The sequence below is a fragment of the Methylobacterium sp. Leaf399 genome (assembly GCF_001424525.1).
Classification (GTDB): domain Bacteria; phylum Pseudomonadota; class Alphaproteobacteria; order Rhizobiales; family Beijerinckiaceae; genus Methylobacterium.
The window spans coordinates 4,571-16,504 of sequence record NZ_LMQK01000015.1; the positions used below are offsets into that span (position 1 = coordinate 4,571).

Here is an 11,934-nt window from a genome sequence, read left to right on the forward strand (position 1 = left end):
TGCCGATTGCGCGCAGCGACCCTTGCCGATTGCGCGCAGCGACCCTTGCCGATTGCGCGCAGCGACCCTTGCCGATTGCGCGCAGCGACCCTTGCCGATAACGCGCGGCGTGCTCCCGTAGAGCAACGAGTCCCAAAAGGAGATCGCTTAACTGACAATCCCATGATTTACGTAGTCTGCATCGATGGTTAATTTTACCTTCGTTTTTAATAGAGCTTGCGTCGGAGGCAACTTGATTGCTTCTGGTTCGTCAAGAGATGCGCCGATCAGCGCCGCAGTCTTGTCGTTATCGCGTTTCAGCTCGGGGATTCCATCATGGCCGCGCCGGTCACTTCCATGTCGTTAGCCCTCGCCGCCCTGGTGGGCGCCGCCCTCGTCACGTCGGCGGCCCAGGCCGGATGCGCCGGCGCCGAATGCTACCGGCACGTCTCGACCCCGCCGGTCTACGGCGCGGTCTCCGAGCGGGTGCTCGTACGCCCGGCCGAGACAGTCTACCGCACCACCCCGCCGATCTACGAGACGGTGTCCGAGCAGGTGCTGGTGTCCGCTGGCGGGCGCGTCTGGCAGACCAGCCGCGACGCCTACGGCAGCCTCGTCGGTTGCTGGGTCGACGTGCCGCCGCAGTACACCACCCGCCACCGCCGGGTGCTGGTGCAACCGGCCCAATCGATCCCCGAGACCATCCCCGCCGAATACGCCAGCGTCCAGCGCCGCGTCCTCGTCGAGCCGGCGCGGGCCGGATGGGTGCCGGCCCCCGATGCCGGCGGCTTCGGTGCTCCGGCCTATGCGGGCATCGGCGCGGGCTACGGCGCGGGCTACGGCGGCCCTCGCGCCGTCGGCTACCGCGGCGCGGAGTACGGGCGCCCGCGCCACCGCGGCTACGGCCACCGGGGGGCCGGCTACGGCGCCTACGGTCCGCGGGCCGACCTCGGCGTCGGCTCCATTCCGGACGCGGTCGGCATGACCGGCGCGAGCTCGGCCGACGTCGGCGTCGCCCTCGGATTCTCCACCGGCAGCATCTACGACGGTTACTGAGCGTCCGTCCCGGCGCCTTCCTGCGCGGCCCCCGTCCGGGGGCCGCCTTGATTCAGCGGCGGGGCGCCACACCTCCCCGGGTGACAGGGAGGGACTTCGCATGGGTCAGTTCAAGGCGTGGATCGTCGAGAAGGGCGAGGGCGGCCAGTCCCTGCGCTACGGCGACTTCCTCGATTCCGACCTGATGGAAGGCGACGTCACCGTCCGCGTCACCCATTCGACCCTGAACTACAAGGACGGTCTGGCGATGACCGGCCGCTCCCCGGTGGTGCGGCGCTTTCCGATGATCCCGGGCATCGATTTCTCCGGCATCGTCGAGACCTCGGAGCATCCCGAATACCGCCCCGGCGACGCGGTGGTGCTCACGGGCTGGGGGGTCGGCGAGACGCATCTGGGCGCCTATGCCGAGAAGGCGCGCGTCAAGGGCGACTGGCTGGTGCCGCTGCCCGAGGGCCTCACCCCCGCCCAGGCCATGGCGATCGGTACGGCCGGCTACACCGCGATGCTGTGCGTGATGGCGATCGAGCGCCACGGGCTGACCCCCGCCGACGGGCCGGCGGTGGTGACCGGCGCCTCGGGCGGCGTCGGATCGGTGGCGGTGGCGCTCCTCGCCCGCGCCGGTTGGCACGTGATCGCCTCGACCGGGCGGGTCGAAGCGGAATCGGCCTATCTCATCGGCCTCGGGGCGGCGCAGGTGATCGACCGCGCCGAACTCGCCGCGCCCGGCAAGCCGCTCGCCAAGGAGCGCTGGGCGGCGGCCGTCGATGCGGTCGGCTCGACGACCCTGGCCAACGTCCTCGCGGCCACCAAGGCGGACGGGGCGGTGGCCGCCTGCGGGTTGGCGCAGGGGATGGACCTGCCGACTTCGGTGGCGCCGTTCATCCTGCGCGGGGTCTCGCTCCTGGGCATCAACAGCGTGACCACTCCCCAGCCCAAGCGCCGCGAGGCCTGGGCCCGCCTCGCCCGCGACCTCGACCTCGATACGCTCGCCAGCATGACGACGCAGGTGGCGCTGGCCGATGTCGGCGGCCTCGCCGAGGACATCCTGGCCGGACGCACCCGGGGGCGCACCCTCGTGACCGTCGGCTAAAGGGAAAAAGCGGGCGTTGCCGGGAACCGATCGTCGCGAGGGCGCATTGCTGGCCTCATGAGCCAAGCATTCGTTCGCGAGCCGGAGGGCGGGGAAGCCTTCGAGGATCTCCCCGACCGTCCCATCTCCCCCCACACCAACTTCGTCACGCCCGAAGGCCTCGCGCAGATCGAGGCCGAGGTGGCCCGTCACCAGGCCGATTTCGCGGCGCTGGGTCCCGACGACAAGGCCGATACCGCCCGCATCACCCGCGACCTCCACTATTGGACGGCGCGACTCGGCACCGCCGAACTCGTTGCGCCGACGCCGAGCGACGAGGTCCGCTTCGGTTCACGCGTCGAGATCGAACGCGAGGACGGCACCAAGCAGAGCTACCGCATCGTCGGAGAGGACGAGGCCGACCCGGCGCAGGGCTCGATCGCCTATGTCTCGCCCATGGCCAAGGCGCTCACCGGCAAGACGGTGGGCGACACGGTCGAGGTCAACGGCCACGAGGTCGAGATCACCGCGGTCGGCTGAGGCCCTCGATGGCGGGCCTGAGGCCGACGAAGGCCTCGGCCATGAAGTCCATGAAGGCGCGCACCCTCCCGGCGTGCCTCAGGTCGGGGTGGGTGAGAAGCCAGAGACCGGCGGTCAGTTCCGGCACCGTCTCCGACAGGCGAACGAGCGTCGGGCTGGCATCCGCATCCCAACAGGGCAGGGGTCCGACGCCGATGCCGGCCTCGATCGCCTCGCGCAGGCCGAGCACCGTGTTGATGCGCATGCCCAAGCGCCCGGACGTCGCCCGTCCGGCCAGGAACCGGGTGAACCGGCCGCCGGCCACCGCCTCGCTCGGACAGACCCAAACGCACTCCGACAGCGGCGGCCAAATGCGGTCGGAGCGCCCGTAGACCGCCCATTGGATGGTGGCGAGGCGTCGTCCGACCAGGGTCGCCGGCGGCTCGTCGCTGGCGCGGATCGCCACGTCGGCGTCGCGTCGGGACAGGTTCAACGCCTCCTCCGACACGACGAGGTCGAGGCAGATCAGCGGATACCGTTCGGCGAAGCGGCCGAGAAGCGGCATCAGGGTGTTGGCGACGAGACCCGCCGGGGCCGTGATCCGCAGTTCGCCCGCAGGCTCCAGGGAGCGTCCCGCAGATTCGCGCTGGAATCGCGCGACCTGCGCCTCCATCCGACCGGCCGCCTCGATCATCGCGATGCCGGCCGGGGTCGCCACGTAGCCGCCCCGGTGGCGCTCGAACAGGCGGGTCCCGGTCTGCGCCTCGATGGCGGCGAGGCGGCGGAACGCGGTGGAATGGTTGATGCCCAGATCCTCGGCCGCCCGCGTCAGCCCGCCGCGATCGGCTACCGCCTTCACCAGGCGAAAATCGTCCCACGCCACTCCCGTGATCGCCAACCCCATGAGCCGTCATCCCCGTCAGCGGCTGCCGGTCTTGCACGCACGCAAACGAACCTTTGCAGGAGAGGGTATTTTCGCAAGGCTCGCGGCGGGCGATATCGGACCGTGCAAGAGGCCCGCGTCGTCGCACGGCCTCGACGAGACGATGGACGGAGAGCGTGATGGCGAAGGTTCTGGTGCTGTATTATTCGTCCTGGGGCCATGTCGAGCAGATGGCGCAGGCCGTGGCCGAGGGCGCACGCGAGGCGGGCGCCGAGGTCTCGGTGAAGCGCGTGCCCGAGCTGGTGCCCGAGGAAGTCGCCAAGCAGTTCCACTACAAGCTCGACCAGGCCGCGCCCATCGCCACCGTGGACGAACTGGCCGATTACGACGCGATCGTCTTCGGCACGCCGACCCGGTTCGGCAACATGGCCGCCCAGATGAAGCAGTTCCTCGACCAGACCGGCGGCCTCTGGGCCCAGGGCAAGCTCGTGGGCAAGGTCGGCTCGGTGTTCACCTCCACGGCGTCGCAGCACGGCGGCCAGGAGACGACGCTGACGAGCTTCCACACGGTGCTCCTGCACCACGGCATGGTCGTCGTCGGGCTGCCCTATGCGTTCCAGGGTCAGAACGGCGTCGAAGCCGTCAAGGGCGGTTCGCCCTACGGCGCCACCACGATCGCCGACGGCGACGGCTCGCGCCAGCCCAGCCCGGTCGAACTCGACGGCGCCCGCTTCCAGGGCCGCCACGTGGCCGGCCTCGCGGCCAAGCTCGCGGGCTGACGCTCAAGGGTCCCGGCACCGTTAGACGCCGGGCAACAAAAAAGGCTCGGATTGCTCCGAGCCTGGAAGGAACAAAGGCCATTGGGGGCTGAACTGGCCTTCGTGCAGGGATAACGGGCGAAGCCCGGAAGGGTTGCAACGCTCGCGGCAAAAAATTCAGCGGGGGGCGGCGGCCCTTGCGAGGCGGTCGTTGATCGCTTCGCCCAGGCCCGCGTGCGGGATCGGCGCCACCGCGATGACGGCGGCATGCGAGGCGTCGAGCCGACGCAGGGCCGCGAACAATCCGGCGGCCGCTTCGGCGAGGTCGCCCGACGGACTAAGGTTCACCGACGCCACGGCCGCGGACAGGCCGGCGGGACGGTTCGGGCCGAACAGCAGCACGGCCTCGCCCGGCTGCAGCGATCGCGCGTCCAGCCGAACCCGCGCGCGGGGCGCGTAGTGCGACGCCAGCAGCCCCGGCGACAGCGGTGCGTCAGGATCGTCCTCGCGCCCCTCGAGGGCGAGGCCGAGCACCCGCGCGACATCCTCGCGGGTGACGCCGCCGGGCCGCAACAGGCGGGGCGGCCCGCCGAGGCAGGCCACCACCGTCGATTCGACCCCCACCGCCGCCGGGCCGCCGTCGATCACCGCCGCGATACGCCCGTCGAGGTCGGCCAGGACGTCGGCGGCGCTGGTTGGGCTGACCCGGCCTGAGCGGTTGGCGGAGGGGGCGGCGACCGGACGGCCGACCGCGGCGAGGAGATCGCGCGCGATCCCCGAGCCGGGTACGCGCAACGCGACGCTGGCCAGGCCGGCGCGGGCGAGATCGCAGACCGTCGCCCCGGCCGTGGCCGGCACCACCAGGGTCAGCGGGCCGGGCCAGAACGCCCGCGCCAGGGCTAGGGCCGTCTCGTCGAACCGGCCTTCGCGCAGGGCAGCTTCGAGGCTCGCCACATGCGCGATGAGCGGGTTAAAGCGCGGCCGCGCCTTGGCGGCATAGATCGCGGCCACCGCGCGCGGATCGGTGGCGTCGGCCCCGAGGCCGTAGACCGTCTCGGTGGGGAAGGCGACGAGGCGCCCCGCCGCCAGGAGCCGCGCCCCCTGCGCCAGCCCGTCCCGGTCGGCGGCGAGCCGAAGGGTCGGCCCGTGGTCCGCCGGATCGGGGATTGACCCGAGATCGTTCATATATAAACTATCTCTCGTCGTGACGACCGGAGGCGGCGGACGTATGGATGTGCGTCGCGCCGATCCGCGCGTCAAACGGTCCCCGGCTCGCCGGGACGTAAGCACCGCCACAAGACGGTGCCGGAGGAGTGTCGGGATGTCCTATCGCACGCCGGTGGCCGAGATGGCCTTCACCCTGCGCCATGTGGCGGGGCTCGACGAGGGCATCGCGTCGGGGCTCTACGGGGAGCTGACGGCGGAGGACGCCGAGGCGATCCTGCAGGAGGCGGCCCGCGTCGCCGATGCGGTGATCGCACCGCTCAACACGGTGGGCGACCGCCACGGCACCCCGCTGGCGGAGGGGGCGATCACGACGCCGCCGGGCTGGCGCGAGGCCTACCGGACCTGGACGGAGGGCGGCTGGAACGGCCTCTCGGCGGAGGCCGATCACGGCGGACAGGGCCTGCCGCTCCTCCTCAACGCCGCCTGCACCGAGATGTGGAACGCGGCCAGCATCGCGTTCGGCCTGTGCCCCCTCTTGACCGCCGGCGGCATCGAGGCCCTGGCCCGGCACGGCTCGGACGCGCTCAAGGAGCGCTACCTCGGCAAGCTCGTCTCGGGCGAATGGACCGCCACCATGAACCTGACCGAGCCGCAGGCGGGCTCGGACCTGTCCCTCCTGCGCGCCAGGGCCGAGGCGGCGGGCGACGGCAGCTACCGGATCACCGGCTCCAAGATCTACATCACCTACGGCGAGCACGACCTCACCGACAACATCGTCCACCTGGTGCTCGCCCGCCTCAGGGACGCGCCGGCCGGCACCCGCGGCATCTCGCTGTTCCTGGTCCCCAAGGTGCTGCCGGACGGGAGCCACAACGACCTGCGCTGCTCGGGCATCGAGCACAAGCTCGGCATCCACGGTTCGCCGACCTGCTCCATGGCCTTCGGCGACCACGGCGGCGCCACCGGCTGGCTGATCGGCGAGGAGAACCGGGGGCTCGCCTGCATGTTCACGATGATGAACTCGGCCCGCCTCAACGTCGGGCTGCAAGGGGTCGGCGTCGCGGAGCGATCCTACCGGCAGGCGCTGGCCTATGCCCGCGACCGGCGCCAGGGCCGCGCCCCCGGTGCGACGCAGGCGAGCCCGATCGTCGAACACGCCGACGTGCAGCGCATGCTGCTCACCATGAAGGCCTCTACGGCGGCCGCGCGCGGCATCTGCTACCTCACCGCGCAGGCGCTCGACGCGGCCAGGGGGGCGGAGGGCCAGGCGGCCGCCGACAGGGCCTCGCTGCTGACGCCGGTGGCCAAGGCCTTCTCCACCGACATCGCCAACGAGGTGACCTCGCTCGGCGTCCAGGTCCACGGCGGCATGGGCTTCGTGGAGGAGACCGGGGCCGCCCAGCACATGCGCGACGCGCGCATCCTGGCCATCTACGAGGGCACCAACGGCATCCAGGCGATCGACCTCGTGGCCCGCAAGCTGCCGCTGGCCGGCGGCGCCACGGTGCGGGCGCAGATCGCCGGAATGCGCCGGATCGCCGAGGGCGTGCAGAAGGACGCCTCGCCGGCCTTCGGCCACACCGCCGCGCGCCTGCGGGCCGGCATCGAGAGCCTCGACCGGGCGACGAGCTTCCAGGCCAAGGCGCTCGGCTCGAACCGTCCCGACGACGCGCTCGCCGGAGCGACGCCCTACCTGCGCCTGTTCGGGCTGGTCCAGGGCGGCGCCTGCCTCGCCAAGGCGGCGCTGGCGTCGAGCGCCGCCCTGCGCGCGGGCGAGACCGACCCGGCCCATGCCGCCCGCGTCAGTCTGGCGCGGTTCTTCTGCGAGAACCTGCTGACCGCGGCCGGCGGGCTGGAGGAGAGCGTCATCGACGGGGGCGGCTTCACGCAGGATGCAGGGCTGGCGCTGGCGGGTTGAACCGCACGAACTCCCCCCCGGGGGAGGGGATGCACGCGAGGACAAACGACCGGGACCCGACCATGAGCGACCACGTCATCATCGACGACATGGCCACGGGCGTGCGCCTGATCCGCCTCGCCCGGCCTGAGAAGAAGAACGCGCTCACCGGCGCGATGTACGACGCCATGCGCGACGCCCTCGAACGGGCGGAAGCGTCGGACGACGTCGGCGCGATCGTCTTCGCCGGCGAGCCCGGGATGTTCACCGCCGGCAACGACATCGCCGACTTCGTGGCGGGCGCGGCCAAACCCTTCACCGAGGCGCCGGCGCTCCGGTTCATCCGGCAGCTGGCCCGCACCACGACCCCGATGGTGGCGGCGGTGGACGGGATCGCGGTGGGGATCGGCACGACCCTGACCCTGCATTGCGACCTCGTCTACGCGAGCCCGGCCGCCCGCTTCCGGATGCCGTTCGTGGAACTCGGGCTGGTGCCGGAGGCGGCCTCCTCCTACCTGCTGCCGCGCCGGATCGGCCTCCTCAAGGCGACCGAACTGCTGCTGCTGTCGGAGCCCTTCGACGCCGACGAGGCCCTGCGCCTTGGCCTCCTCAACGCGATCGTCCCAAGCGCGATGCTGCTCGACCATGCGCTCGCCAAGGCCGCCGCCCTCGCCGCGCTGCCACGCGGAGCGGTGCGGGCCTCGCGGCACCTGATCCGCGGCGACCAGACGGCCGTCGAGGCGGCCCTGGAGGCGGAGGCGGTCGCCTTCGAGGCGCGACTGCGGACGCCCGAGGCGCAGGCGGCGTTCATGAGCTTCCTCACCAAATCCAAGCCGGCCCGGTCGTGACCGCGCCGCCCGATCTGTCACGAAAAATCTGCCTCGTGGCGGGCGCCTCGCGCGGGGTCGGGCGCGGCATCGCGCGGGCGCTGGGCGAGGCCGGCGCCACAGTGGTCGTCACCGCCCGCTCCAGCGAGACCGGGCAGCGCACCGAGGGTCGCGGCGAGTTCGTCGAGGACACCGCCCGCGAGGTCGACGCCGCCGGGGGCCACGGCCACCACTACCTGTGCGACCATACCAGCGAGCGCGCCGTCGACACCCTGGTGCATTGGACCCTACGCCGGTTCGGACGCATCGACGTCGCCGTCTCCAGCGTCTGGGGCGGCAACGAGGGCTACGACGGCGAGCGCTACGCCGACGGCGCCGAATGGGGCACCCCGTTCTGGCGCCGCTCGGCCGAGCCGTTCTCGCACGGTTTCGGCAGCGGCCCCTATCCGGCCCTGTTGCTCGCCCGGGCGGTGGCGCCGGCCATGGTCTCGGCGAGGCAGGGCCTGATCGCCTTCGTGTCGTTCGACACCGCGCCCGGCTACCTCGGGGACATCCACTACGACCTGGCCAAGGCCGCCACCAACCGGCTGGCCTTCGCCTGCGCCCAGGAACTCGGCCCCTACGGCGTCACCGCGCTCGGCCTGTCGCCGGGCTTCGTGCGCACTGAGCGCGCCATCGACATCGGCCATGCCGACCGCGCCACCGAAAGCCCGCTCTACGCCGGCCGCGCCCTGGCGGCCCTGGCCGCCGACCCGGCCGTGGCGGCGCAGGCCGGACGCATCCTCCACGCCGGGGACCTCGCCGCGACCTACGGATTCACCGACGCCGACGGCACCCGGCCGGGGCGGTTCCGGGTGGGATCTAGCGAGTAGCGAGTAGCGAGTAGCGAGTAGCGAGTAGCGAGTAGCGAGTAGCGAGTAGCGAGTAGCGAGTAGCGAGTAGCGAGTAGCGAGTTTATGTAAAACGATATCGAACACAACCAAAACTCACTATTCGCTACTCACTACTCACTACTCACTACTCACTATTCGCCATTCGCCATTCGCCATTCGCCATTCGCCATTCGCCCCACCAAGAAAGGCCCCACGATGTCCCTCCACGGCAAGACCCTGTTCATCACCGGTGCCTCGCGGGGCATCGGGCTCGCCATCGCGCTGCGGGCGGCCCGCGACGGGGCCAACGTCGCGGTGGCCGCCAAGACCGACACGCCGCACCCGAAGCTCGAGGGCACCATCCATACGGCGGCGGCCGAGATCGAGGCGGCGGGGGGCCGGGCGCTGCCGCTCCTGGTGGACGTGCGCGACGAGGGCAGCGTCGCGACGGCCATCGCCCGGACGGCGGAAACCTTCGGCGGCATCGACATCGTGGTGAACAACGCCAGCGCGATCTCGCTGACGCGCACGCCGCAGACCGAGATGAAGCGCTTCGACCTGATGCATCAGATCAACACGCGCGGCACCTACATGGTCTCGAAATACGCGATCCCGCATCTCGAGAAGGCCGCCAACCCGCACATCCTGATGCTGTCGCCGCCCCTCGACATGGCCGAGAAATGGTTCGCGCCGCATCTCGCCTACACCATGGCGAAGTTCGGGATGTCCCTGTGCGTGCTCGGGCTCGCCGGCGAGTTGCGCAAGCCGGGCATCGCCGTGAACGCCCTGTGGCCGCGCACCACCATCGCCACGGCGGCCGTGAAGAACCTGCTCGGCGGCGACGCCCTGATGCAGGCGAGCCGCACGCCGCAGATCGTCGCGGACGCCGCCTACGCCCTGTTCCTCAAGCCGTCGCGGGAGGTGACCGGCCGCTTCCTCATCGACGACAGCTTCCTGGCGGAGCAGGGTGTCACGGACTTCACACAATACCGGGTCACACCCGGCATCCCTCTTGCGCCGGACTTCTTCGTGCCGGATGCGAGCGTACCGCCCGAAGGGGCCTTCGCCTGAGATCTAGAGCGCCGTGATCTTCATCCACCAGCCCATCGCCGGCGCCGGGCACATGCTGCTCGAGCGCCGCGCCCTCGACCTTCAGGACCCGATCCCCGACGACACCGTCTGGCTCGACATGGTCCGCCCGACCCGGGAGGAAGACCTCAAGGTCGAGGCCTTCGTCGGCATCTCGGTGCCGACGCGCGAGGAGATGAAGGACATCGAGCCCTCGGAACTCCTCTACGTCGAGGACGGCGCCCGCTACATGACCGGACGGGTGCTGAGCAAGGTCGACAGTTCGGAGGAGCCGGGACTGGCCGGCATCACCTTCATCCTCAAGGGCGCGCGCCTCGTCACCGTGCGCTACGAGGAGCCGCAGGCGTTCCGGATGTACACCCAGCGGGCGGGACGGGCGACGGGCAACGGCCCCTCCACCGCCACCTCCGGCGAGACCATCCTCGCCGGGCTGATCGAGACCGTGATCGACCGGGCGGCGGACGTGCTCCAGCTCCAGGGCGAGCGCATCGATCGGCTCTCGGGCAAGATCTTCGAGGAGAAGGCCGACCCGTCCGCGCGCAACACCGCGCTGCAGGACACCCTGCGGGCGCTGGGGCGCCACGGCGACCTCATCTCGAAGCAGCGCGAGAGCCTGGTCTCGATGGAGCGCATCCTGCTCGCCCTGTCGGCGACCTACCGCACCGCCAAGGCCCCGCGCGAGCTGCGCGAGGACGTGCGCTCGACCCTGCGCGACCTGCAGTCGCTGGAGGAGCACGCCACCTTCCTGTCCTCGAAGATCCAATTCCTCCTCGACGCGACCCTGGGGCTCGTGAACCTGGAACAGAACAACATCATCAAGCTGTTCTCGGTCATGGCGGTGGTGTTCATGCCGCCGACCCTGATCGCCTCGGTCTACGGCATGAACTTCAAGGCGATGCCGGAGCTCGAATGGAGCTTCGGCTATCCGATGGCGGTGGCGATGATGGTGGTGGCCGCGGTGCTGCCCTACGTGCTGTTCCGTTGGAAGAAGTGGCTGTGAGCGGACGGAACGGCTCGGGTCCGTTCGCCCGCGACTGATCGGAGGGACGCCTCGTCGTGTGCGGCCGCTTCTTCATCGCCCAGGCGCCGGAGGTGTTCCGGGCCTACCTCGGCTACCCCGAGCAGCCGAACTTTCCGCCGCGCTACAACGTGGCGCCGACCCAGCCGGTGCCGGTGGTGGTGTGCGAGGGCGCGGAGCGGCGCTTCCGGCTGATGCGCTGGGGATTCTGGCCGGGCTGGCTGAAGGACCCGCGCGACTTTCCCCTCCTCATCAACGCCCGCAGCGAGACCATGGCCGAGAAGGCCTCGTTCCGCGGCGCCCTGCGCCATCGCCGCTGCGTGTTCCTGGCCGACGGGTTCTTCGAATGGCGCCGCGAGGGCGCGGGCCGGACGGCCACGCGTACGCCCTTCAAGATCACCAGGGTCGACGGGGCGCCGATGGCGCTGGCCGGCCTGTGGGAGACCTGGGCAGGGGCCGACGGTTCCGAGGTCGATACCGCGGCGATCGTCACCACGGGGGCCAACGGCGTGCTGGCGGCGATCCACGAGCGCATGCCCGCGATCCTGGGCGAGGCGGCGATCGCGCCCTGGCTCGACGTCCGGGGCGTCGATTCGGGGCCGGCCGCCGCCCTGTGCCGCCCCTGCCCGGAGGCGTGGCTGCGGATGGAGCCGGTGGGGCCTCGGGTCAACGACGCGCGCAACGACGACGCGGACCTGATCGTGCCGACCGGCGCACCGCCGGCCTTCGTCGCGACCCCGACGGCCCCGCGCTCCGGCGACGCCGGCCAGGGCAGCCTGTTCTGAGGTCCACGCGCGAGG

General features: G+C 71.2%; 12 protein-coding genes. 10 read left to right on the forward strand and 2 right to left on the reverse strand.

Going from position 1 to position 11,934, the window contains the following annotated elements:
* The first annotated feature begins 315 nt into the window (after positions 1 to 315).
* The 3 genes from ASG40_RS10675 to greA all read left to right on the forward strand — a co-directional run bounded on the left by ASG40_RS10675 (position 316) and on the right by greA (position 2,644).
* The gene (locus ASG40_RS10675) at positions 316 to 1,035 is read left to right on the forward strand and encodes a hypothetical protein (RefSeq protein WP_055885019.1); all 720 of its coding nucleotides are present in this window, start codon (positions 316 to 318) and stop codon (positions 1,033 to 1,035) included.
* Positions 1,036 to 1,135: 100 nt separating this feature from the next.
* Complete coding sequence (gene acuI, locus ASG40_RS10680; protein WP_055885022.1) at positions 1,136 to 2,125, forward strand: acrylyl-CoA reductase (NADPH); 990 nt, start codon at positions 1,136 to 1,138, stop codon at positions 2,123 to 2,125.
* Between the two features lie 57 nt (positions 2,126 to 2,182).
* Positions 2,183 to 2,644 (forward strand): transcription elongation factor GreA, encoded by a 462-nt coding sequence (gene greA / locus ASG40_RS10685; protein WP_055885025.1) that lies wholly within the window; start codon positions 2,183 to 2,185, stop codon positions 2,642 to 2,644.
* On the opposite strand, the gene ASG40_RS10690 is transcribed toward greA, so the two are convergent.
* Positions 2,628 to 3,527 carry a LysR family transcriptional regulator gene (locus ASG40_RS10690; RefSeq protein WP_055885028.1) on the reverse strand — a complete coding sequence of 300 codons (900 nt, stop codon included), beginning with the start codon at positions 3,525 to 3,527 and terminating at the stop codon, positions 2,628 to 2,630. The two genes, greA and ASG40_RS10690, sit on opposite strands and share 17 nt — an antisense overlap.
* A gap of 158 nt (positions 3,528 to 3,685) precedes the next feature.
* Here ASG40_RS10690 and wrbA point away from each other — a divergent pair, with 158 nt between their 5' ends.
* Entirely contained in the window at positions 3,686 to 4,285 is a 600-nt protein-coding gene (gene wrbA, locus ASG40_RS10695) for an NAD(P)H:quinone oxidoreductase (RefSeq protein ID WP_055885031.1), read from the forward strand.
* A gap of 156 nt (positions 4,286 to 4,441) precedes the next feature.
* Here wrbA and ASG40_RS10700 read toward each other — a convergent pair whose 3' ends face one another.
* Positions 4,442 to 5,449: an L-threonylcarbamoyladenylate synthase gene (locus ASG40_RS10700; RefSeq protein ID WP_055885034.1), complete on the reverse strand. Its 1,008-nt coding sequence runs from the start codon at positions 5,447 to 5,449 to the stop codon at positions 4,442 to 4,444.
* Positions 5,450 to 5,585: 136 nt separating this feature from the next.
* On the opposite strand from ASG40_RS10700, the gene ASG40_RS10705 reads away from it, so the two are divergent.
* The 6 genes from ASG40_RS10705 to ASG40_RS10730 all read left to right on the forward strand — a co-directional run bounded on the left by ASG40_RS10705 (position 5,586) and on the right by ASG40_RS10730 (position 11,919).
* Positions 5,586 to 7,349 (forward strand): acyl-CoA dehydrogenase, encoded by a 1,764-nt coding sequence (locus ASG40_RS10705; protein ID WP_055885037.1) that lies wholly within the window; start codon positions 5,586 to 5,588, stop codon positions 7,347 to 7,349.
* Positions 7,350 to 7,411: 62 nt separating this feature from the next.
* Positions 7,412 to 8,176, forward strand: a complete 765-nt coding sequence (locus ASG40_RS10710; RefSeq protein WP_055885040.1) for an enoyl-CoA hydratase-related protein — start codon at positions 7,412 to 7,414, stop codon at positions 8,174 to 8,176.
* 35 nt (positions 8,177 to 8,211) lie between these two features.
* On the forward strand, positions 8,212 to 9,027 hold the full coding sequence (locus tag ASG40_RS10715) for an SDR family NAD(P)-dependent oxidoreductase (RefSeq protein ID WP_055885043.1): 816 nt from the start codon (positions 8,212 to 8,214) through the stop codon (positions 9,025 to 9,027).
* Positions 9,028 to 9,243: 216 nt separating this feature from the next.
* Complete coding sequence (locus ASG40_RS10720) at positions 9,244 to 10,098, forward strand: SDR family oxidoreductase (RefSeq protein WP_055885045.1); 855 nt, start codon at positions 9,244 to 9,246, stop codon at positions 10,096 to 10,098.
* Positions 10,099 to 10,111: 13 nt separating this feature from the next.
* Positions 10,112 to 11,116: a magnesium transporter CorA family protein gene (locus ASG40_RS10725; protein WP_055885048.1), complete on the forward strand. Its 1,005-nt coding sequence runs from the start codon at positions 10,112 to 10,114 to the stop codon at positions 11,114 to 11,116.
* A 56-nt stretch (positions 11,117 to 11,172) separates the two neighbouring features.
* Complete coding sequence (locus tag ASG40_RS10730) at positions 11,173 to 11,919, forward strand: SOS response-associated peptidase (RefSeq protein ID WP_055885051.1); 747 nt, start codon at positions 11,173 to 11,175, stop codon at positions 11,917 to 11,919.
* Positions 11,920 to 11,934 lie beyond the last annotated feature (15 nt).